The sequence below is a fragment of the Leptolyngbya sp. DQ-M1 genome (assembly GCF_039962505.1).
Lineage (GTDB): Bacteria > Cyanobacteriota > Cyanobacteriia > Leptolyngbyales > Leptolyngbyaceae > Leptolyngbya.
Genome location: NZ_JAMPLJ010000008.1, coordinates 142312 through 165785, shown reverse-complemented (window position 1 = coordinate 165785; position 23474 = coordinate 142312). Strand labels below are relative to the sequence as shown.

The window sequence follows — 23474 nt, the reverse complement described above, 5'->3', positions numbered from 1 at the left end:
TGCCAGACCAGCCGACGAAGACGAATCTGTCGCGTTTGAGCCAGTCGTCGAGGGCATCAAAGATGCCGCGTTGCGCTGGCGCGCGACCTACTGCGATGGTCATTTGAAAAATCCTCTAGCTATACGAAAAATTACGGGCTGTCTAGAGTGAACGAGTTTATATGCCTATACATAATAGGAGAAATTAGAAAATTTACAAACCGATACGTGGAATCTCAGCTAACTTTTTTTGAACTTTCCTACGATCGCCAATCAAAATAGGAGTTTTAGCATTTTCGATCCAGATTTGATTCCTGAGAAAGTTCAATTGTCAATAAGTACCTATACTTATGTTTACTTACGCTTACAAAGCGTTGTAGGGAGTATACTAGATAGGGTTGTTTTTAAGATTGTAAAACGCTCTGAGTACGGTTCAGACCGCTTACAGAGTGGAAGTCTTGAAAGTTTTTTAGGTAGCACAAGCGCTATGGCGGCACAAACCACCTCTTCAGAAAATCTTGTTTTGCGTCAGCCGGTCTTAGGGGCACGGCGATTTAGTAACTACTGGTGGGCGACGATCGTGTCGATCGGAGCCAGTGGATTTTTTCTTGCTGCAATTTCGAGTTACACAAAAGTTAATTTGCTGCCGTTCTCTGATCCGACCGAGCTTGTGTTTGTTCCTCAAGGTTTGGCAATGGGCTTTTATGGGACGGCTGGATTATTGCTGGCGACTTACTTATGGTTGACGATCGCTTGGAACTTGGGCGGCGGATACAACGAATTCAATAAGGAAACCGGAGAGGTCAAAATTTTTCGCTGGGGCTTTCCCGGAAAAAATCGACGGGTGGAAGTTGACCTGAAAACCTCGGATGTGCAAGCGGTGAAAGCGGTGTTACGAGAAGGTGTGAATCCCCGCCGCTCTCTTTATCTCCGAGTGAAAGGGATGCGGGATATTCCCCTGACGCGAGTGGGGCAACCGCTGACATTAGCGGAATTAGAAAATGAAGCAGCAGGGTTAGCTCGATTCCTGGGTGTGCCGCTTGAAGGACTGTAAATGCTGAGCTGCAAGAATAACGAAGAGGTTTGTGGAGCCAAGTTCTACAAACCTTTTTTGTCGATTTAAGCTGATGGAATATGCGTAAGATGTTAGATGGTCTGTTGGGATAGGTGATTTAAAATGCGGACAAAATTTCAAAACTGGGTTGCGTGCTCGTTGATTGTCGGGATGGTTGCGCTGACTGGATGTAATGGACAGCCGCAGACCTCGGCTGCACCGACCGGCTCACCAACTCCTAGTAGCCCCGCCCCGACTGCAACTGCGACTTCTTCTCCTCAAGCCGGTGGGCTACCCCGATTGCAGGGAAAAGCGACAGTCGTAATCACAGTGAAGGGTTCACCAATCACGATGGAGCTTGATGGGACAAGTGCGCCAATTACAGCAGGAAATTTTGTCGATTTGGTAAATCGCAAGGTTTATGACGGACTAGTGTTTCATCGCGTCGTGAGAGAGCCACAGCCATTTGTAGTGCAGGGGGGCGATCCTCAAAGTAAGAATCCGAATGTGCCGCTCGATCGTCTGGGAACCGGTGGATTTATTGACCCAGCGACGCAACAACCCCGCGATGTTCCCCTTGAAATTACGCCGCAGAAGGCGAATGAACCAATTTATAGCCGGACATTTGCTGAAGCGGGCATCGACGTTCCACCGAAGCTCAGACATACTCGTGGTGCAGTAGCAATGGCTCGATCGCAGGCTCCCGATTCTGCCTCTTCTCAGTTCTACATTACCCTGGCGGACTTGCCGTTCTTGGATGGAAACTATGCGGTGTTTGGGTATGTGACTCAGGGAATGGAAACCGTTGACAAGATTCAACAGGGCGATCGTATTGAGTCGGCAAAAGTAACCCAAGGGTTAGAGAATTTAAAAACAAGTAGTACTGCAAGTCCTTCTCCGAGTCCAACCGGAAGTCCTTCTCCGAGTCCGACGACTTCGCCTTAAATGTCTGTTGTTGTAACTGGAGTGGGTTTAGCGTCAGCATTAGGAAATCTGGCGCAGACTTGGGAAAGGTTGGTAGAAGGACGATCGGGCATTCAGTTCTACCAGCCTTTTTCAGCCTTGGAGCCACGACCGAGCGCGCTGATTGGCAAATATCCCGCTGAGATTCTGGACTTAACGCGCCAAGTTGTTTTAGATGCTATGAACGATGCTGGATTAACAGCACCGTTGTGCAAGTGCGGTATCGTCGTCGGGTCGAGTCGGGGAAATCAGGCGCAGTGGGAAAAGTTAACCGCAGGAGAAGGTGAGTTTCTAAACTGGTTGAATACTTTGCCGAATGGAAGCGCGATCGCTACGGCTCAATTGGTTGGGTCTCAAGCGATCGTGCTTGCTCCGATGGCGGCTTGTGCCACGGGACTTTGGGCGATCGCGCGGGGAGCAGAATTGATCCGCAGTGGGCAATGTGAGCGCGTGATTTGTGGGGCGATCGAGGCTCCGATTACGCCGCTAACGCTGATCGGATTTCAGCGAATGGGGGCACTAGCAAAAGATGGCGCGTTTCCGTTTGATGTCGATCGACAGGGCTTGGTGCTAGGCGAGGGCGGTGCAATTTTTGTGCTGGAGTCTGAAACGGTGGCACAGCGAAGGAATGCCAAAATCTATGGTCGGGTTTTGGGGTTTGGGCTGACGGCAGATGGTTATCATGTCAGTGCGCCAGAGCCGGAGAGCCGAGCCGCGATCGCGGCTGTGAAACAGTGCCTTGAGCGGAGTTCTCTGAAAGCTCAAGAGGTTGATTACATTCACGCCCATGGAACGGCGACGCAGCTAAACGATCGCAACGAAGCACAATTGATCCAGCGCTGTTTTTCCGATTCTGTTTGGGTAAGTTCGACGAAAGGAGCGACAGGGCATACACTTGGCGGATCTGGGGCATTGGGAGCAGCATTTTGTTTGATGGCGTTGAAACATCAGATTGTGCCACCGAATGTGGGGATGAGAAACGGGGAATTTACGCTAGCGATCGCGACATCGGCTGAATCGACGGAATTAAGAAACGTTCTGTGCTTCAGTTTTGGATTTGGGGGACAAAATGCGATCGTGGCATTCGGTCGATAATTTACGATAGAGAAACGATCGCGGTGAACGAATGTCAGTCACAGAAGAGATTTTAGCCAAGATTCCAGGAAATTCCTTGGAAGGATTACGTCGAGTCGATGCCCGATGGAAAGAGGTGCGAGAAGGTTCGATGTCCGTTCCACAGGCGGTTGAAGTGAAGGATCAGCCTTTAGATTCAGTGGATTGGGATGTCGTGATTTGTGGCGGAACGTTGGGAATTTTACTGGGTGCGGCATTGGTTCAGAAGGGTTGGCGAGTAACACTGATCGAGCGAGAAGTTTTAAAGGGGCGAGAGCAAGAATGGAACATTTCTCGTCAGGAATTAGAGGTGTTTATAGAGTTAGGATTGCTGAATGAAACGGAGTTAGAAGCTGCGATCGCAACTCAATTCAATCCCGTCCGGATCAGCTTTTCTGAGGATAATCAGATTTTTGTTAAGAATGTCCTAAATACTGGAGTTGATCCAGCGTATTTACTAGAAACACTAAAACAATTATTTCTCAAAAATGGCGGTAATCTAATCGAAGATACGCCCTTTGAAAGTGTACAAATTCATCCGAATGGAGTGTGTATTAATCAGTCACTAACTGCCTATTTGCTGCTAGATGCGATGGGGCATTTTTCACCGATTGTTCAACAAGCAAGACAGGGAAAGAAACCAGACGGAGTTTGCTTAGTGGTTGGAACTTGTGCAAAGGGATTTGAACAAAATGAGGCGGGAGATTTAATTGCAGCTTTTACGCCAATTCAGAAACAGTGCCAGTATTTCTGGGAGGCTTTTCCTGCAAGAGACGGAAGAACCACTTATCTATTCACTTATTTAGATGCGGATCGCGATCGATTTTCACTAGAAACGCTATTTGATGACTACCTCAAACTTCTGCCTGAGTACCAAAGCATTGAACTTGAGCAACTTGAATTTGTTAGGGCATTGTTTGGTATCTTTCCCTGCTATCGTGAAAGTCCTCTACATCTAGAATGGGATCGAATTTTGCCGATCGGGGATAGCAGTGGCAGTCAATCGCCCCTCAGCTTCGGTGGCTTTGGAGCAATGGTGCGGCACCTGAAACGATTAACAAATGGGATTGATCAGGCGCTACGATGCCAAAGGCTCGATCGTTCATCTTTAGCGCTGCTGCAACCTTATCAGCCAAATTTATCAGTCACCTGGCTATTTCAGCGATCGATGAGCGTTGGCATAAATCAAAAAGTGAATCCCGAGCAGATTAATCAATTACTGATGGCAGTTTTCTCGGAGATGCAACAGTCCGGTGAGCAAGTTTTGAAGCCTTTTTTGCAGGATGTCGTTCAGTTTATGCCACTTTCTCAAACCCTGCTTAGAACAGCAATTGCTCATCCAGGGTTGGTTTTGAAGATTATTCCCCACGTTGGCGTTTTAGCTCTGCTAGATTGGATGCTGCACTATTTTAATTTGGCAATTTATACCGTCTTGTCTGCGATCGCGCCAAAACTAAAACCTTGGATTGAAGCACTATCGCCCGTTCAGCAATATGTTTGGAATCGGTGGGTGGATGCCTGGCAATACGGTTCAGGAAATGATTACGTAGGACATTAAGGAATGGAATTCTCGCTGGCTCGACAACGTTTTTATCAGGAAGTGCGTCAGGATGATGAAGAGATCAACCTAGAAAAAGCAGCCCTTTATATTGCACAAGAAGAGTACCCAGAATTAGAGGTTGATTATTATTTGAAAGCACTTGATCAAATGGCAGTAGAGATTCAAGCTAGGCTTCCAGAAGAACCCTATCCGCTGCGAATTGTTCAAACAATTAATCAGTATTTGTATAAAGATTTAGAATTTCATGGAAATTCTGAAGATTATTATGACCCGCGGAATAGCTTTTTGAATGACGTGATCGATCGCAGAACTGGAATTCCAATTTCACTAGCATTGTTGTATTTAGCGATTGCAAAACGCATTAATTTTCCGATGATTGGAGTTGGAATGCCGGGGCATTTTCTCATTCGTCCTGCGGTGAATGAAGACATGGAAATTTTTGTGGATGCGTTTCATGAAGGAGAAATTCTGTTTCCGCAAGATTGCCAAGAGCGATTAAACCAGCTTGCCGGACAGCCTGTTGAAATGCGTCCCAAGTTTCTAGAAGCAGTGACCGCAAAACAATTTTTGGCGCGAATGTTGACCAATCTAAAGGGCATTTATTTAAACCAAGGCAAAATTGGAAAATGCCTTACCATGATTGAAAGAATTTTGATTCTGTTTCCCGACGCGCCGTTTGAGCTACGTGATCGCGGCATCATCTATTTTCAAACCCATCGCTGGATTGAAGCTCGCCAAGACTTAGAGGCTTATCTCGATAACGTTCCAAACGCGAACGATCGTGATGTGATTGAACAATTGCTCGATCGCATCGAAGGCAGTTAGCTTAAGGTTTCTGCCACTCGCTTTAATCGGCGCAATTGCGCCTGCATATCTTCTTGTGTCCACTTTGCCGCAAATTGGTTAAATCCAAAGCGCACGATCGCGTTGGGAATCTCGAATTCAAATCGATTGATCAGGCGGGTTCCCCTGTCTTCGGGTTTGCATTCCCAGCGATCGCGCCCCTTAAAAAATCCCTCAAATTGCCACACAACTAAACCGGGCTGCCGCTCCGCAACGACACTTTTAAGTGCAGGTTGTAACACCGGAATTTGAATCACAAAGCGGCTCTCGCTGCCAACTTCGGTAGACCAATGATCGATCGGTTCGCAGCGCAATGCTGGATTCAGCCAACGGTGCATCAACTTTAAGTCAGTAAAGCAGCGCTCTACATTGGTTGCGCTGGCTTGAATTAGGATTGATTGCTCGAAAACTTGTGGCTCCACCGATTTCTCTCCTGCGATCGATTCCTTTTATTGTCTCTGAATTCGCAAACCTAGCTTGATCGTTCGACCTCTCTCTCTGGACTGAAGAAAAAACAATTTAGGAAATGGGATACTCTCCACTAACTTGTGCGACTCAGCAATTTTTGTCGAGTTAAAACGCGAGCTTAGCAAACTGGCATCGTCGATCGATTATCCAGACACTTCATAGAAAATTCAAAAAAGTGTTTCCAGGAGCTTTTCTCTAACGAGAGATACGAGTACGCTTATGGTGCAACCGTGATTTTAGGGAGAAACCGCTGAACGTTGAGCAAACCGCCTGCAGTTTTACGGTGGACAGCACTAATATTCAGCAACTGATTTATTCTCCTTAGGGCAACGGTTGGCATAGATCTACAAAAGCGATCGATTCGGCGCTTTTTGAAAGCGAAAGGATTTATCAAAACATCATGAATGAGTTCTGGCAACATCTTGATCAGTTCAGCGACATGCCGCGATTTGCGGGAAATTTTCAATTCGCCCAACTCCCCCCCGGAGAGGCACCATTCGGCTACATCCAAGGAATTAATGTCGCTGAGTTAATCATCAAACTCGGCGGGGCGCTGCTTGTCCTATTAATTGGAGCACTGGTCGCTGTCTTCGTATCGAGTGTTGTGCGCGGATTGCTGAAGCGAACCACACTCGATAATCGACTCGCAGACTGGGTTGCTGGCGGACGAGGACGAGCAAATTTTAACGTTGAAGGTTTGATTTCAACGATCGTCTTCTGGATCATAATGATCCTGGCTGTAGTCGCTGCTTTAAATGCGCTTGGGTTAAACACCGTTTCACAGCCGCTCAATAATTTTCTCAATCAAATTTTCGCCTTTCTCCCGCAGTTGGGTGCGGCTGCACTCTTGGTCGGATTGGCTTGGGTTGTGGCGACGCTTGCGAAAACGATCGTCGTTCGCACCTCGGAATCGTTTTCTTTAGATGAGAAGCTCTCTGAGCCAAGTGACGATCCGTTAGCGACCCCTCCCTTTCGGCTCAGTGAGACGTTAGGCAATGCGGTTTACTGGTTTGTTTTCCTATTTTTCTTGCCGCTGATTTTAGGCGTACTGAATTTGCAAGGCCCGCTCCAGCCGGTTCAGAATCTGCTGAATGATATCTTAAGCGCCCTTCCCAACATTATTAAAGCGTTGGCGATCGCGGTGGTGGGTTGGTTTATTGCTCGAACAGTTCGGGGAATTGTCACAAACTTGCTGAGCGCGGTCGGGACAGATCAAGTGGGAGCAAGAATTGGACTAAACCGAGCCAGAGGCGGTCAATCGCTGTCCTGGATTTTGGGCACGATCGTCTATGTGTTAATTCTGATTCCAACTGCAACTGCCGCGCTCGATGCACTCAGGATTCCAGCGATTTCGGTACCTGCAACCGCAATGCTGAATCAAGTGCTAAACGCCTTGCCGTTGATCTTCACCGCCGCCGCAATCTTAGCGATCGCTTATGTAATCGGCAAGTTTGTTGCCGATTTGGTATCTAGCATTCTCGCAAGTATTGGATTCGATAATCTCTTTTATTGGCTAGGGCTGCAATCGGCACCTTACACACCCAAGGTTCCACCCGAACAGTACAGTACCGAGTTTCAAACCGGCGAAACGCTGCCACAGGTGAGTCAACCCATAGATCAACAGAAAATGGCAGTACGATCGCCATCTGAGATTGCGGGCATCATCGTTTTGGTTGGAATTCTGCTGTTTGCGACCGTTGCGGCGGTAGATGTGCTGCAAATTCAAGCCTTAACGGCGATTATTTCTGGCTTGCTTTACATTTTCGGGCGCATTTTGTCTGGGCTAGTCGTGTTTGCGGTTGGATTGTACTTTGCGAACTTGGCGTACAGCTTGATTACCAGTTCTGGCAGCCGGCAGTCGAAATTGCTGGGTCAGACAGCGCGAGTTGCGATTCTGGGATTTGTCGCAGCGTTGGCGCTTCAGCAAATCGGGATTGCGCCGAATATTGTGAATTTGGCGTTTGGGCTATTGCTGGGCGCGATCGCGGTGGCGATTGCGATCGCGTTTGGTCTCGGCGGCCGGGATGTCGCGGGTGAGCAGTTGCGTGAGTGGTTGAAAGACTTCAAGCGTTAGTGTGTGAGGGTGACAAACTTTCATGCTGACTCGGGTGGGGAGTGGGGTGTTGCCCCTTTTTACCCCTGCTCCCCGCTCCTTAGTCCTTTTAGCCTTCACACCTCAAACAGGAGCGCTCAATCAAGCTCACCTCTTTCTAAGATCCCGCGATTTCCCGGAGGGAGCAACCTGATTTCAGGTGTACAAGGGTGGAGTTGATTTCCCATGTCGATCGTTATGGCTCAAGCCCTGAATCGTCCGTCGCCCTCTGTCCCTACCCGTGATGACTCTCAATCTGTGCCAGCAGCGCTAATTCAACTGCGTCAGGTAACCAAAACTTATCCGAACGGAAGTTCTGCGCTCTCCGGCATTTCGCTCGACGTGAAAAGCGGCGACTTCTTGTTTATCACAGGGCCTTCCGGCTCCGGGAAATCAACTCTTCTTAAATTGCTCTATGGCGCAGAACTGCCCTCTGAAGGTGAAATTTTTGTCGATCGTCAAAATCCTGCTCGTCTGCGCGGCAATCAACTCGCCTTTTTGCGCCGTCGCATCGGTGTTGTGTTTCAGGATTACAAGCTGATTCCGCGTCGAACGGTGGCGGAAAATGTCTCGTTTGTTCTCTGGGCGCAGGGATATTCTCGTCCTGAAATTCAGCGTCGCTTACAGCCTGCTCTGAAAATGGTAGGTCTGGTTCACAAGGCGGATTGTTTTCCAGAAGAGCTTTCTGGTGGGGAACAGCAGCGGGCAAGTATTGCGCGGGCGATCGTCGGAACTCCCCCGATTGTCCTAGCCGATGAGCCGACCGGAAATCTTGATCCAGAAAATTCGTTGCAACTGGTTAAGATTCTTAAAAAGCTAAATCAAATTGGGGTTACGGTTTTAGTGACAACGCACGATGAAAATCTGATTCGGCAAGCAAATGATCCGGTCGTGCAAATTCGCAACGGTCGGCTGTATCACAGGGTGTAGCTGACTTTTTCTAGCCAGTCAAAAATCTGGTCAAGCTGGTTCAGCGTCACTAAACCATACTGCCATAGCACCATTGGAAGAGGTGCAAGTTCTGGTTGACTGTGCTTGACCGCAAAATCGATCGTAGAGATGGGAAGCGCAAGTTCTTCCCGGAGAAACCGAATTAATTCTGACCGCTTTTTCGTTTCCATGTTGCCGCCCTGCTGTATGAGAAACAATTTAACTTATGTAAACAAACTTCATCAATCTCAAAATCATCCAAAAGTTCAGGCTTTTCAATCCAGAACTGTGACTGCACTCTATCCCCGAAAATACTTAAACACTCGATTGAGTATTCGATCCCATTCGCTGAACTTCCGTAGTTATCCCGATTGCAAAAAGCGATTTCAGCATTTAAGCAGCAAAAGCGATCAAATCATAAAGGAGAGATACAATACTTTGCGAAATCGGTTACGTTTCCGTGTGCCAAAGGCATCGCAATCTCAATGTTTTTATTTTTCTCCAAACTACTGCCCCTGTTTATTTACCCGCTGGGCTTAAGCTGCTTGCTGCTGCTGCTCACGTTGGTTTTGATATTGCAAAAGCGATCGCGCTTAGCCTTAATCCCCGTCACGCTCACCTTTTTAATTCTGTTACTGAGTTCAAGCCCTTGGGTCAGCGACGCGATTGTGAAAACTTTGGAATATCAGTACATCACGGAAGGCGAACTGCCGACCGCAGATGCGATCGTGGTGCTAGGCGGCTCAACGGGAGCGGCGCTAACGCCTCGCCCCTGGATTGAAGTCCAAGAGGAAGGCGATCGCGTTCTCTACGCAGCAAAGCTCTATCGAGAAAAGAGAGCGCCCCGTCTGATCCTCAGCGGCGGACGGATTGATTGGCGATCGAATCCGGGTTCCGAAGCTGAAGACATGGCGATTCTGATGGAACCGATGGGAGTTCCGCGCTCAGCGATGCTACTTGAATCGCGATCGCTCAACACCCGCGAAAACGCTGTGAACACACTGGAAATTATGAGAGCAAATAAGATTGAGAAAATCCTACTGGTGACATCGGCGATGCATATGCCGCGATCAATGCTGATCTTTAGGAAGTTGGGAATTGATGCCATTCCCGCTCCGACCGATTACACCTTAGTCCAAGCTGAGCAAGCCTCAAAATCGACGTTAGAAGCGAGAATTCTAGATTCCTTACCGGATGCCGATCAAATTCGTCGCACCACTCGTGTACTTAAAGAATATGTCGGAATCTTAGTGTACCGAGTGCGAGGGTGGGCTTAATGCCTCTGCGCCCTTGACCAATGTTCCAAAATGTAAAGACTCGTTGCAACTCTTAATAAATCCGCGTCAAAGCGCTGCAGGAAGCTTGATACACTAAAAGTCGTAATCGATCGTGGAATCAAGTCCGGTAAAGCGATTTGCCGCATCCACAGACTGCACCTAGACCACACTGCGCTCTGCGTAAAACTCATGGTAGATTCTCTTAAAAAACCAGGCTTTGAAGAACTGCGCCCTGGAATCAAAGTTCCAGCGAAAGAAACGATTCTCACGCCGCGCTTCTACACCACCGACTTTGACGAGATGGCGCAGATGGATCTCTCGGTTAACGAGGAAGAATTCGAGGCGCTCGTTGCAGAATTGCGAAACGACTACAACCGCCACCATTTTGTGCGGGATGAGGAGTTCGAGCAATCCTGGGATCACATCGACGGCAATACCCGTCGTGTGTTTGTCGAATTCCTAGAGCGCTCCTGCACCGCAGAATTTTCGGGCTTTTTACTTTACAAAGAACTGTCCCGCAAGCTGAAAGACCGCAATCCGCTTCTAGCTGAAGGATTTTCGCTGATGTCTCGCGATGAGGCACGTCACGCAGGCTTCCTTAACAAAGCGTTGTCTGACTTTAATCTTTCGCTTGATTTAGGCTTTTTAACCAAGAGCCGCAAGTACACATTCTTTAAGCCGAAGTTCATCTTCTACGCAACTTACCTATCCGAGAAGATTGGTTACTGGCGCTACATCACAATTTTCCATCACCTCAAAGCGCATCCTGAAGATCGGCTGTATCCGATTTTCAAGTTCTTTGATAACTGGTGCCAAGATGAGAACCGCCACGGAGACTTCTTCGATGCGTTGATGCGGACCCAGCCCCAGTTCCTCAACGACTGGAAGGCTAAACTCTGGTGTCGATTCTTCTTGCTGTCAGTGTTTGCGACGATGTACCTGAATGACATTCAGCGCACCGAATTCTATGAAGCGATCGGTCTTAACACCCGCGAGTTTGAGTACACCGTGATCGAGAAAACTAACGAAACCGCAGGTCGTGTTTTCCCGGTTATTCTCAACGTGAAGCATCCAGAGTTCTATGCGCGACTTGAAACTTGCGTTCAGAACAACGAAAACTTAAGAGCGATCGACAGCAGCAGCAGATCGAAATTCGTGAAGACGCTGAAGAAAATTCCTTACTACGTCTCGAATGGCGTTCAACTTGCAAAGCTATATTTCATTAAGCCGATCGACATGACCGCATCGCACGGTCAAGTCAGATAATTACGCTACCCGGTTGAAAGCGGTTCCCCAGATCAAAAGATTGGTGGAACCGCTTTTTTATTCATCAATCTGCCAAAGTTCAGTTGAATAAGCCTCGTCTAAAACCTTTTTCGGACGCATCACCAAAATTACCCGTCCTAAAAGCGTGACTGTCGGTGCTTCTTCAAACCACTGCAATTCAAGCTGTTCTCCGTTGGCGACGGCAAAATAATGCTCTAATTGCCATTGCCGCTCTGATCGATCTAGCACCACGATCACTTCTTCCGGATTCCCAGATAATGGAGTCGGTAATCGATCGCTATCACACAAAAGCGCGACCGGATCTTCAGCACTCCGAATCACTTGCCATCCTGGAACCGTTATCCACGCGCCTGTACCGGAAAACTGCACGAGTGCAAACGCGCCCGTCTCCTCGATCATCGGGACAGCGTGAAGATCTGCGATCGTTAATGGCATCTTGCCGGCAACGGGGAGAATGCGCGGCAGTTGGTCGTCCGACTCCAGACGGTAAACCGGAAGACGGGGGGCAGGACGCTTGGGTGTGACCGTGAAATCAGTCAGCAGAGACTCGATCGCTTTTCGAGCCGTTTCACTGTGGGCAAATTTTAAGCCTCTAGCAATCAGGCGCGATCGTTCTTGCAAATCGGTTTTCTCTTTTGCACTCTTCCAAGCTTGGTAAGCCACTGCATCACCCGGATGTGCGGTGAAAGCTTCAGGCTGCTTGCTCAGGCGTGAGTAATCTTTGAGGGCACGAGCAACTTCATGAACCTCATCCGTGTCTAAGTTCTTTTCAAACACTAACTCTGCGGCTGCGGCTCTTTCAGATTGAGAGAGAATCCGTAATTCGTAGAGAATATCGCTGGCTCTGTTGCCAAAATACGATCGCACCGCATCCGAAACCCCGACCTTAAGCATCGAGTCGAATACCTGAGCCGCAACAGTAATTTGATTTTGATGAATTGGCTCAAATCCGGTGGCTTCAAAAATGGCTTGTGGTGTATGGCCTGCTTTTTGCAGTGTTTGACAAGCGTGTGCCCACTCAACCCATGATCCCTCTTTACGACGGAGTGATAGAAGCAACTCGTCAGCGTTTGGTAATTCTTGTGGTGTCTCAGTCATAACGCGGCTCTCCCAGTAATCCTCAATCAGATTACCAAACCCGCGATGCCTCCGGTGCAGGAAAACCCGTTTAGCAATGCGAGGCGATCATTTAGACTTCGGAATTCCCAGGTTGATCGACGCGAGTAATCGTAAGTGTGCTTTTGTCGATCGGGAAAACAGGCTTACTTGAAATGCGCTGATAGTAGTGGCAGATGCCAAGTACAACGGCAAATCCAGCAATTAGAGCAAAAATTGCACTGGGACGATATCGAGAATGAACATTCATATAAGCATTAGTGATAACAGGGCGTAATTCAACTTAACTCTTGGGGTATACCGAGTACGCCCACCTTCAGAAAGATAATTTTTTGCATCAGTAGTACCAATTGTAACGTGAGTTTTTATACGTAAATGCGGGTATAAGGAGAATGCAACATTTGGAGTAAGACGATGACCGAGACTGGAGCGATCGCATATCCCCCGCAGCCGTCCCGCTTAGTTGTCGGGAGGAAGACCCTTCAAAACTCGATTCATCTAAACTCAAAGCCGACTAACGCTAAAGTTGGAACTCCAGAGACAGTCCGATCGCCAGAGTTTAGCGAAATAAAAACAAATACACCAGTTGCATTAAGGCCGATTGCACCGGATGTCGATCGTCCTTCTTCAGCAGTACCAGAGTTTAGTTCGATTCGTGCGATCGCGTCAGAAACCGAACCCGTTGTAGATGGAATGGATCAAGTTACGTCGGTTTCGCAATTGTCGGACGTACAGCCGAGGGACTGGGCATTTCAAGCATTACAGGGATTAATTGAGCGATATGGCTGTATTGCAGGATATCCAGACCGTACTTTTCGGGGCGATCGAGCAATCACTCGATACGAGTTTGCGGCGGGACTAAATGCTTGTCTCGATCGAGTACAAGCATTACTCAGGGCTCAGCAGTCTAACATCGTCACCCAACCAGATTTGGACACGCTGCAAACTCTACAAGCGAAATTTACATCTGAACTGGCGGCGCTAAACGGTCGAGTTGATCACTTAGAAGCGCGATCGACCACGCTAGAGAAGCAGCAATTCTCAACCACGACGCGATTGTTTGGGCAAGCGATCGTATCTGCCCAAGCCAGCAATCAAGCAAATGTTGATTTGTTTCCCAGAGACGGTGTACCTGAACGTCAAGGGGAATTAAAACCCACATTCACAAGCAATGTTCAACTCTCACTTGCTACTTCATTCAGTGGACGAGACTTGCTGTTAACCACGCTGCAAACTGGAAACTTACGATCGTCTGCGCCTAATCTCTTTACCAATATGGGGCGGCTCTCCTACGAATCCGAACAAGACAATCAGATCTTTATCAGCGATCTGTCTTATCGATTCCCCATTGCTGATAATTTTGGTGTTTTGATCGGTGCAGTAGGCGTGAATCCCGCAAATACCTTTCGAGGGATCAATCCGCTTGAAGGTGCAGGCGATGGCGCACCTTCATTGCTCGGACAACGCAATCCAATCTTAGCGATCGGGAACGGCACAGGCGGTGTCGGGTTCGATTGGCAAATCAATCCGCACCTCAGTTTGCAAGGAGTGTATAGTGCTGAATTGCCCTCGTTTGCGGGAAATGCAGATGCCGGTGGACTAATCGGAGGTCGGTACGCCGCTGGAGCGCAATTGACGATCGCGCCCACCGATGCGCTCAACATCGGCATTCATTATCTATTTTCACGATCGCCCGATGGCTTCATTGGAACCGGAATCGGAGATTCACAATTGCTCTCACCGTTTGCACCGACGAATACCGCATTTACCACTCACGCGATTGGTGCAACAGTCGCTTGGCGGCTCAATCAGAAATGGACGATCGGCGGCTGGGGTGGATGGACAAGCTCAAAAGCGGTTGAGCTTCCCGGTTCAGTACAAACAACAAACTGGATGGTCTTTTCTGCATTTCCTGACTTGTTTGTGCCGGGAAATCTCGGTGGTCTTCTGTTTGGACAACCGCCTAAAATCACAAGTAGTACGCTACCCGAAGGCTATAACTTCCCTCGGTTTAGCAACACAGGGGGCAGAGGCGGACAACCTGACACCGCGCTGCATTTAGAGGCATTCTACCGCGCCAGACTCAATTCCTTGATCGACATTACTCCTGGCGTTCTCGTGATCTTCAATGCGAATCACAATGCTGCAAACGATCCGATCGTCATTGGCACGGTGCGGACAACATTCCGGTTTTAAGTCACTATGCTCTCTAGAACCCTTTTTACGATCGCGCTTTCATTTGGCACTCTTGGAATTCATCCCGCCTCTGCCCAAATTGTCATCCGCAGTACGGGCGTAGTTTCTGGCACAGTTGTTCCTCCCAGCCAAAACCCAAACTTTAACCAAAGCACCACCCGAGTCAACACAGATAGTCAAGGACGCTATTTCAGAAACGGGCAGCTTGTGTATTCGGCGCAAGACTTCAACCCGAATCTCGTACAGGTCGATAGCAGCGGGCGCTACTTTGTCGATTTTCGCGGAATTCCGATCGTCTCAACCGATGGAGTGCTAACTTCTCCAGTGCTATCGGGAGGGGAACTCCAGCCAGTCCGCCGCAATCACAATGCACCAACTCGATTTCACGGCACGATTCAAGATGAACTGGTTGTGCGGGGAAGATATACAGGCATCGCCACCGATCCTGCAACCGGATTCCAGTATCAGGGCACGTTTGATATCAGTGGACAGGGAGCGCGATATAGCGATCGTAACGGAGGAACCAGTCCAACCGTGTTTGATTTCCGATCGCACTACAATTTCAACGCCAATCCTCAGATTCCACCCCGGCCTACGGTTTCTTCGTTCCGCATCAATGCGATGCCTGTTCAGTTGCGCGTAACTATTCCCGCAGGTTTAGCTCCGATCGCCCCGTCTTCACCTACCATCCCTAGTCCGGGTACGCCGGCAGTTCCCAATCCGGGGACGCTTCCCCCTTCGACTCCGAGTGTGCCGCCAATTTCAGCTCCAAGTGTGCGATCTCCTTCGACTCCAAGTGCCCCGCCAGCTACCGTACTCCCTCCATCGGCCCCGATCGGGATTGACCCAAATTTGAGCGGGATTTTGAGCAGCAATCAGCTACAGCAAGTTAGCCGCGTTGTGCTTGAAGGCTCGAAAGCTTCGTCTAGACAAATCGGGCCGAGTAGTCGAATTTTGCTGAGATAGGCTGAGAGAAAACGAGCAGATAACCTGATATGAGTTCTTTCCACCGAACCCCTTCAGGTTAATCTGTTTGTCCGATCGCTAATTGTGATGACGGACGGTAGAGGCTTGTGTTGCAGGGGCATACTCAGGGACAAGCGTTTTGAGCAGCGATCGCAGTTTATTTGAATTCTTCTGATACGCCACTAAGAAAAGCTGATCCAATAACAGCTCTAATTTTTCCCAAGGGATCATTGCTTCTCGTGCTGCAAAAATCTTTGGATGACTCGTCGCCATCGCATCTCCACCAATGAGTAACTCTTCATAGAGTTTTTCACCCGGTCGTAACCCTGTCACCTCGATCTCGATATCTTCTCCCGGCACCAGACCGCTGAGTTCGATCATCTGCACGGCAAGATCATAAATTCTCACAGGCTCACCCATATCTAACAGAAACACTTCGCCCCCCTGACCTATTGCACCGGCTTGGATCACCAATCGTGAGGCTTCTGGAATCGACATAAAATAGCGCGTCATCTCTGGGTGCGTCAGCGTAATCGACTTACCTGCTGCAATTTGCTGCTTAAATCGCGGCACAACTGATCCATTACTGTTCAACACATTGCCAAATCGAACCATCACAAATCGAGTATGGGTTTCTGGTTTTGCTGCTAGCGCTTGAAGTACCAGCTCCGCAATTCGCTTTGTTGCACCCATCACATTCGTTGGACGCACTGCTTTATCGGTGGAAATCAACACAAACGTGTCAACTCCACAGCGATCGGCAGTCTGCGCCGTCACCATTGTTCCATAAGCATTGTTGATAATGCCTTGCTCCGCATTGCTTTCAACCAGCGGAACGTGCTTGTAGGCAGCGGCATGATAAACCGTCTCGACCTGGTATTTTTGAAAGACTTCGGTTAAACGATCTCCATCTGTCACTGATCCGAGATGCGCTTTACGAGGAATATGCGGATAGGTTTCTGCCAGTTCTGCATCGATCGAATAAAGCGCAAATTCATTCAATTCATACAGCACCAGTAAGCGGGGGTTTTGTTCAGCAATTTGGCGACAAAGTTCTGAGCCGATCGAGCCACCTGCTCCAGTAACGAGAACAGATTTATCGGTAATGTTGATTCGCAGCAAGCCCGGATCGGGTAAAACTTCCTCACGTCCTAGCAAATCAGAAATATCCACATTCCGAATTTTTCCGATCGACACTCGCCCCGTCACAATCTCTCGGATTGAAGGAACGGTTTTCACCTTTACCGGAAGCCCTTTTAAGCTTTTCAGAATTCGTCGCTTTTCCTGCGGCTTTGCAGACGGAATCGCCAGCAACACCATCGTCACCTGATACTGATCAATCAGCACTTTTAGCATCGCAGGATGATGGATTTGAATGCGATCGAGCAATCGTCCCTGAATATCAAGATCATCATCAACGAAGGCAACGACTTGATAAGCAGATTCACGCATCAGCGCTTGGGAAAGCTGAAATCCAGCCGAGCCTGCTCCATAAATGATAATCCGCTCCGTCTCATGCTGATCTTCCAGGGTTGGAAGCACACGCAGAATTTTGCTCGATGTCTTCGGTGCAGTCTGCATTAACATAAAAAACCGACGCACCGAAAACCGTGTACCTACTACTCCAATCCAGGTAATCAGAGCGCTGATAATCTGCACCGATCGTGGCAGTACGGGGACACCCATTAGCGTAGTAAAAGCAACTAATCCCGCTTCGCTTAAAATGACTGATTTTAACGCCAACCACAACACCTCAGTCCCGGTGTGGCGCAGCAGAGGGCGATACATTCCAAGCAGATAGAAAATACAAAATTTAACCGGAATGACCAATATCAAGGCACTTTGATATTGATTGAGGTGATCGAATAAAGGCTGATCTTCAAATCGAAGGCTCAGCGCAACACAAGTAGCAGTCAGAAAGATTGCGCTATCACTGCCAAATAGAAGATAGCGCCGGAGTCGTTTAGGCGAACTGAGAGTTGCTCGAATCGCCCTCAGTAGTAATCTAGTTTGAAATATCCAAAGGATAGATGAAGAGACAGATAGTCTTTCACGCATGAGAATCTCGTTCCTAAATCAGTTGCGTCTACTCTTTGGAATCGGTTTGAAAAAGTGGGTAGATGAGATTCTCGATTCCACTGTGTCCCTGATAGTTCGGCAAAACTGAAAATTGGTAGAGTTCCCTGAGTCAACAGATACTGTGTCTAAGCTGGGAAGGGCAGTGAGATTGAGTCGCCTTGAGCTTAACCATCTGTACGCATATAGTGAAAATACTATCTTTGTCGAGATTTGTACTTAAAGAGATGACCAAGACTCAAAGCAATGAATGAACTAGAGGTGAACTTCAAATTAAACTGATGAATCGGTTTGCCTCCAACGTAGACGAAAGATTGTGATACTGCGAAGCGGTTAAACACGCAAAATTGGATCAATGCGTTTTACAAGAGATTACAGATGAGGTAATGAGAGCTTCTCAGTATTTGTACGGCTTAATTCGTCGTAGGTTGGCTTAACTCAGGCTAACTTTGCTCAAATCAGCTTGATTTGGTGATCACAACACTGGTAAGCAGTTTGCACAAACTCAGTGTTTTCCAGGAAGTTGAAGTGATCGCACGTAGAGTTAACTTGAGAATACGGAGAAACAGTTAAAAATGCCAATATGCTCAAAAGCTGCGATGAGGGTTAGATCGAATTACACCTAGAAAACAAGAGTCTACCGTCACATGAAAGGACGTTGTGTGAAGGACATATGAAGATGACCAAGATTCTGCGGATCACCTGGATGAGCAAAGAGATCGGCTGATAGAAAATGCTGAAGCTTCTGTGAAAAGTTATTTACGATGAATTCAGATGCCACCCTCCACTGCACTGCTAAGTGAAGCAATGTTCCAGCTTTGGCACACGACTGCTTTACCGCAGCTTTGGGAATGCGGACAGTGGCATGGACAGTTTGCGCTAGGGTCAATCTGGTTTGACAGTCAATGGTTTTTGATTCGAGACCAACACACAGATCAGCTTTTAGGATTCGCCACAATCAGTCGTGTAATCGAAATCGATGCGGGATTGCTTCAGCGGATTCTGGCAAACTTGCTGTCAAACAGTATCAAATATTCACCGCAGGGCGGCAATATCTTTTGTCGATTGGCGATCGACACGAATCAATCCCGCTCTAAAACATTGCGGCTAAGCTTAACCAGCGGGTTAGATTAGTCGGTAGCTCAGTGTTGAGCCGCAGAGGTAAGTCGGGCTTGGACAGCGATCGGGCATACCCCGGTGATAAAAATGGCTGATAGGTTTTCGCTTCGGGCGTGGCTTGCTTGATGAAAGCTAAACTCACGCCTTGTAACAGACGGCGCAGGGGTTCCATTTCTTCTCCTTTGCGCTCTTTGACGAGGGTTCCTTGCGCGACTGCACCGCTGAAATTGCCCGGATCGCTCACGCTTAAGTGCGTCGTTCCGATCGCGGTCAGCAAGTATTTCGGGGTTGGCAGTTGCAAAAAGGGCTGAAGCTGCTGGCTAAACGCAGGCGCTAACGTATCATCGGTACTGGTGAGAATCAAAGTTGGAGTTGCCACCGATTTGAGTCCCGATTTGCCGAAAATTTGCCCGATCGCTGGATTCAGCGCGATCGCTTGCGCCACTCTCGGATCACGCAGACTGAGACGATTTTCGGGACGCTCAGTAGCAGCACACTGCAACCAATCTGCGGGAACTCGATCGAGCAGCCCACTGGTACGGCAATATTCGCGAAGTTCATCGAATCGCAGTTCTGCTCCCGCTAACGCTAACGCCTCATAGCCACCGAGCGAATGTCCGATCACGGTGACTTGTTGAGTATTCAGTTTTCCTTGCAGCGCACCGGGTTGCTGATTCAGTTCCGCAAATCTATCCAGCAAAAATTGAATATCTTTGGGGCGATCGATAAACTCGCTCGCTGGAATTAACCGATCGGGGTTCAGCGCAGAAAGCGACCCCGCCCGCGCTAGAAACGGATGCTCGATCGCTGCGACCGTTAATCCATGTGAGGCAAGATGCCGTGCTAAATAAGCGAGAAACTTACGATTTGCTTCAAATCCCGGTGTAATCACGACGAGGGGCGCTTGAGGATTGGCAGCACTCCAGTAAAAATCAACGGGTAATCTGCGATTGCGCTTCTCATCAATGAATAAAAGCGAGTCCTCCTCGACCTGCTGCGCTCCTGCGATCGACGGATCAAACGAGGCGCGAAACGTTGAGCTGCCTGGATCTAAACTGCGCTCTAACAGTGAGCGAATGCCCTGCGTTTTCCAGTATGAAAAATTAAGCTGCGATGCGATTCCTACTGCTTGAGTCACATCAACCGTCACACTATCCTGGGGAATCGCTTTGAGCACCCCGATCGCGTCTAAGCCGTTTGCCTGCCGCGCTGCCAGCCAAAATCCTGCCTGTAAAGTTTCTACGCTCAGTCCTGGTGCCGCTTGCCGAATAGAGTCCAACACCTGCCGACCAGAGGGCGACTTGAGCAAATCTTCCATAATTTGAGTGCCCAAGTTCGGATCAAGCTGTAATCGGCTGTTGAGCGCTCTGCGGAAGTCAGGCGTTAGCAGTGCCGAATAAAGCTGGAGCGTCGAGGGAATTTCGCCTGTTTTAGCAAATTTTTCTAAGTCTGAAACGGCGATCGATTGCTCAAACGGCCCTAACCGTAAATTGAGCCGTTCAGCTGCAAGGCTCGGCGAAGCTCCAGCCACAGCCAGCGCCAATCCTCCGATAAACCCGAATCCGATCGTTTTCCAAGAGAAGTATCGCTTCACCGTAAAAATCCTTTGTCAAGTGCCTAATCCAACCGAAACGAGGTGCGACTTTTGGAGTTGTTGCACCTCGTCGTCATGCCGATCTTGATTCTAAAGCTGACTTTAATTCTTTAACGAAGTTCCCTGGGCGTTCGCGATCGAGTTTGAGTGATGAGCGCTAAAAGGGAACCCCGGCATGAAAAAAAAGCGCGATGCCTCTCAGCAGACATCGCGCTAGTTCCTCTTTACAGCAAACTGATTTGGGGGCTACCTGGTTAACACCGATCGCGTCCGTTCACCGCGATCGGAAACTTGCTCACGCGGGCTGGTGTAGTAGAAGTAGCTGTCCGGCTCGTACCGTACATTCACACCGTTTGCCACCAGTCCTAGAATGTTGGGTTCGGAGCGATCGAGCAGCGATTTTGCCGCTGCGACGCTGGCTGAATCCGCTACACCCGGACGCACCGCAATCAAAACTCCGTCTGCCATCTTGCCCAGTACCGCAGCGTCCGCAGTGCCCGCAAGCGGTGGCGTGTCGAACAAGACATAATCATAGTCTTTGGCGACGGTTTCGAGGAACGTAGTCATCGCCTCAGAATCAAGAATTGCGAGTGGATTGGGTGGCATTACACCCGCAGTCAGAACCGATAGGTTGCTCGTAATCGGCTTCACCGCTTGTCGCAGTTCGCTTTGATCGACCACAACGTTACTTAAACCCACCGAGTTCACTAATCCCCAGAGATGATGCTGTGTTGGATTCCGCATATCTGCATCGACGAGCAGCACCTTACGACCCGATTGCGCCATGGTGGCTGCAAGGTTTGCCGTCACTTCAGATTTGCCTTCTCTGGGAACAGCACTGCTCACGACGATCGTCTTCACCTTCCGATCAAGGCTCATGAACTTCAGGTTCGCTTGTAGCATCTGATAGGCTTCATGAATCATCGATCGCGGCGAAGTCATCGCGATTACTCGTGGCGAGATATCATCACCGCTCGGCGAGATAATCGTCGGAGTATCACTGGTTTCAAATCGGGGCACTAACCCCAACAGGGTATAGCCATACTGTGCTTCGGCATCTTTCACTGTCTTGAGCGATCGGTCGATTGCATCGATCAGGAATGCCGCCGCAATGCCTAACAGTAACCCCACGATCGCTCCGGATGCCAACAAGAGCAGGCGCATTTGTCCGGCGGGTTGGGTCGGAACTAGCGCGTTTTGCAGAATCCGGGCGTTGCCGACCTGCTGATTTTTTGCGACCTCAATTTCTTGCTTGCGGGCATTGAGGTTTTGATAAGCAGTCAGCGCAATTTCCTGCTGACGGACAAGATCGCCCTCTTGCTTAATTAAGGCTGGAGTTTCTAAGGCGCGACTGCGGTAGTTGGTTAATAAGCCCGATATCATCGAGATGCGGCTATCTAAACCGAGGCGCTGAGACTGTAGTTGTGCCAAGCTTTGAGCAAGGTTACGTTTAATATCACCGACTTGCAGCCCTCCCGGAGCAACAGACACATTTGCGCCCACAGCTTCTACCACTCGCGATTGCAGGAGGGCGTTGAGGTCATCCCGCTGCTGCTGCAAGGTTTGAATTTGCGGCGTAGTGCCTTTGAATCGGGATTGCTCGGTAACGAGACGAGTTTCAACCTGCTGAAGTTGGCTAAGAACTTCTTGAACGCCTGCGGATTGGCTGAGAGAGGCAAGGTTGATAGCTTGATCGAGGCTAAGTCCTAATTGATTCACAACCGCTTGCTCTTGCCGAGCGACATCGGCAAGCTGTGCCCGGGCTTGGCTTAACTGATCTTGAAGGGTTGCGGCTGAGGCAATGTTTGCAGCCGACTCGCGCTCTAAATCGACAATGCCATTGCGGGTTCTAAAGTTGCGTAGGGCTTCAGAAGCTTTGTTCAGTTCTTCTTGTGCAGCAGGAAGCTGATTTTCGATAAAACCACCTGCTTTGGTGGCTTCTTCCTGGTTGGTTTTAAGGTTGCTGTCGATGTAGGCTTTCATGATCAAGTTGACCACGTTTGCTGCCATCTCTGGGTCGTCGTCGTTGTACTTGACGTTGAGAATATCGGTAGTTGGAACGGGTTCGACCTTAAGCCGTCGAGCCAGTTCTTCAGGAGTCATCGATCGTCCTTTGCCGTTCTTAAGTTGCAGCGTATCAATCACGCGCTGCAAATTGGGGTAGGACATCACGACGACTGCTTGAGTATCGAGTGGATTACCTTCGCGTCTGAGGGGTTCAAGCGTTCCGATTTTTTCACCGACACCGGTTAGCGAGGTGGTGCGGTTTGTCTGAACTAACACTCGCCCGTTTGCTTCATAGCTCGGTCGTTGCATGGTGGTTGCCAGTCCAACGAGTCCGACTGTTGCGGCAAACACACCGACAGTAACTAACCAGCGACGTTTCAGAACGAGCCAATGGCTTTGAAGATCGAAGTCTTCGGAGTAGCGCTTTGTCTCCATGTTTATGCTTGTCATAAAGAGGAATCTCTACTTAGAAAAATGGGTTGCTCATGACCTGGGCAATAGATGAGACCGAGAGGAGAGCATTTGGGCGGGTTCAGGAGTTAAAACTCTTGCGTCTAACAAGACTTTTGGCTTACTTATTACGTAATCTAAGTGGTTTACCGGAGGCGCGTCTACCTGCTTCACTGAATCTTTATGGCATAGTGAAGAATTGATCAGCGTGAAAGCGGTGAAACTACGGAGATTACAGTGTGCAATACTTCCAGCACAGTTTAGTGTATAGAAGATAACAGAATATGAGTGCTGTATCACGGTTGATCTATAGCGATCTTAAATTACCTAGATCAGTTGTGGAGTGGGGGACGTTCCCTTTTCACCCCCTACTTCTTTTAGCG

The 23474-nt window shown here is 48.8% G+C and carries 19 protein-coding genes; 12 read left to right on the top strand and 7 right to left on the bottom strand.

Annotation, left to right across the window (positions count from 1 at the left end):
• The first annotated feature begins 466 nt into the window (after window positions 1-466).
• The 5 genes from NC981_RS21460 (at window position 467) to NC981_RS21440 (ending at window position 5495) form a co-directional block, all read left to right on the top strand.
• A complete protein-coding gene (locus NC981_RS21460; protein ID WP_190379161.1) occupies window positions 467-1033 on the top strand; it encodes a photosystem I assembly protein Ycf4 in 567 nt (188 codons plus the stop codon).
• A gap of 123 nt (window positions 1034-1156) precedes the next feature.
• Window positions 1157-1978 (top strand): peptidylprolyl isomerase, encoded by an 822-nt coding sequence (locus NC981_RS21455; RefSeq protein WP_348244774.1) that lies wholly within the window; start codon window positions 1157-1159, stop codon window positions 1976-1978.
• A complete protein-coding gene (locus NC981_RS21450; protein ID WP_348244773.1) occupies window positions 1979-3091 on the top strand; it encodes a beta-ketoacyl-ACP synthase in 1113 nt (370 codons plus the stop codon).
• 31 nt (window positions 3092-3122) lie between these two features.
• Window positions 3123-4667: an FAD-dependent oxidoreductase gene (locus NC981_RS21445; RefSeq protein WP_348244772.1), complete on the top strand. Its 1545-nt coding sequence runs from the start codon at window positions 3123-3125 to the stop codon at window positions 4665-4667.
• A gap of 3 nt (window positions 4668-4670) precedes the next feature.
• Complete coding sequence (locus NC981_RS21440; RefSeq protein ID WP_348244771.1) at window positions 4671-5495, top strand: transglutaminase-like domain-containing protein; 825 nt, start codon at window positions 4671-4673, stop codon at window positions 5493-5495.
• Here NC981_RS21440 and NC981_RS21435 read toward each other — a convergent pair.
• Window positions 5492-5935 (bottom strand): SRPBCC family protein, encoded by a 444-nt coding sequence (locus NC981_RS21435; protein ID WP_348244770.1) that lies wholly within the window; start codon window positions 5933-5935, stop codon window positions 5492-5494. The genes NC981_RS21440 and NC981_RS21435 overlap by 4 nt on opposite strands.
• 446 nt (window positions 5936-6381) lie before the next feature.
• On the opposite strand from NC981_RS21435, the gene NC981_RS21430 reads away from it, so the two are divergent.
• A complete protein-coding gene (locus tag NC981_RS21430) occupies window positions 6382-8055 on the top strand; it encodes a mechanosensitive ion channel (protein ID WP_348244769.1) in 1674 nt (557 codons plus the stop codon).
• Between the two features lie 216 nt (window positions 8056-8271).
• A complete protein-coding gene (gene ftsE / locus NC981_RS21425; protein ID WP_348244778.1) occupies window positions 8272-9003 on the top strand; it encodes a cell division ATP-binding protein FtsE in 732 nt (243 codons plus the stop codon).
• Here the strand turns inward: ftsE and NC981_RS21420 are convergent.
• Window positions 8991-9194, bottom strand: coding sequence for a DUF2949 domain-containing protein (locus tag NC981_RS21420; RefSeq protein ID WP_348244768.1), 204 nt, complete (start codon window positions 9192-9194; stop codon window positions 8991-8993). The two genes, ftsE and NC981_RS21420, sit on opposite strands and share 13 nt — an antisense overlap.
• A 294-nt stretch (window positions 9195-9488) precedes the next feature.
• Here NC981_RS21420 and NC981_RS21415 point away from each other — a divergent pair, with 294 nt between their 5' ends.
• Window positions 9489-10280, top strand: coding sequence for a YdcF family protein (locus NC981_RS21415; protein WP_348244767.1), 792 nt, complete (start codon window positions 9489-9491; stop codon window positions 10278-10280).
• Between the two features lie 189 nt (window positions 10281-10469).
• Window positions 10470-11546 (top strand): magnesium-protoporphyrin IX monomethyl ester (oxidative) cyclase, encoded by a 1077-nt coding sequence (gene acsF, locus NC981_RS21410; RefSeq protein ID WP_348244766.1) that lies wholly within the window; start codon window positions 10470-10472, stop codon window positions 11544-11546.
• A 57-nt stretch (window positions 11547-11603) separates the two neighbouring features.
• Here the strand turns inward: acsF and NC981_RS21405 are convergent, their stop codons facing one another.
• Together NC981_RS21405 and NC981_RS21400 are read right to left on the bottom strand one after the other, a co-directional pair.
• Complete coding sequence (locus tag NC981_RS21405) at window positions 11604-12665, bottom strand: RuBisCO accumulation factor 1 (protein WP_348244765.1); 1062 nt, start codon at window positions 12663-12665, stop codon at window positions 11604-11606.
• Between the two features lie 91 nt (window positions 12666-12756).
• The gene (locus tag NC981_RS21400) at window positions 12757-12933 is read right to left on the bottom strand and encodes a hypothetical protein (RefSeq protein ID WP_348244764.1); all 177 of its coding nucleotides are present in this window, start codon (window positions 12931-12933) and stop codon (window positions 12757-12759) included.
• Between the two features lie 164 nt (window positions 12934-13097).
• Here NC981_RS21400 and NC981_RS21395 point away from each other — a divergent pair, with 164 nt between their 5' ends.
• On the top strand, window positions 13098-14879 hold the full coding sequence (locus NC981_RS21395; protein ID WP_348244763.1) for an iron uptake porin: 1782 nt from the start codon (window positions 13098-13100) through the stop codon (window positions 14877-14879).
• Window positions 14880-14885: 6 nt separating this feature from the next.
• Window positions 14886-15845 carry a hypothetical protein gene (locus NC981_RS21390; protein ID WP_348244762.1) on the top strand — a complete coding sequence of 320 codons (960 nt, stop codon included), beginning with the start codon at window positions 14886-14888 and terminating at the stop codon, window positions 15843-15845.
• Between the two features lie 78 nt (window positions 15846-15923).
• Here NC981_RS21390 and NC981_RS21385 read toward each other — a convergent pair whose 3' ends face one another.
• On the bottom strand, window positions 15924-17903 hold the full coding sequence (locus tag NC981_RS21385; protein WP_348244761.1) for a nucleoside-diphosphate sugar epimerase/dehydratase: 1980 nt from the start codon (window positions 17901-17903) through the stop codon (window positions 15924-15926).
• Window positions 17904-18695: 792 nt separating this feature from the next.
• On the opposite strand from NC981_RS21385, the gene NC981_RS21380 reads away from it, so the two are divergent.
• A complete protein-coding gene (locus NC981_RS21380; RefSeq protein ID WP_348244760.1) occupies window positions 18696-19055 on the top strand; it encodes an ATP-binding protein in 360 nt (119 codons plus the stop codon).
• Here NC981_RS21380 and NC981_RS21375 read toward each other — a convergent pair.
• Window positions 19015-20634, bottom strand: coding sequence for an alpha/beta fold hydrolase (locus NC981_RS21375; protein WP_348244759.1), 1620 nt, complete (start codon window positions 20632-20634; stop codon window positions 19015-19017). The two genes, NC981_RS21380 and NC981_RS21375, sit on opposite strands and share 41 nt — an antisense overlap.
• A 246-nt stretch (window positions 20635-20880) precedes the next feature.
• A complete protein-coding gene (locus tag NC981_RS21370) occupies window positions 20881-23091 on the bottom strand; it encodes a polysaccharide biosynthesis tyrosine autokinase (RefSeq protein ID WP_348244758.1) in 2211 nt (736 codons plus the stop codon).
• Window positions 23092-23474 lie beyond the last annotated feature (383 nt).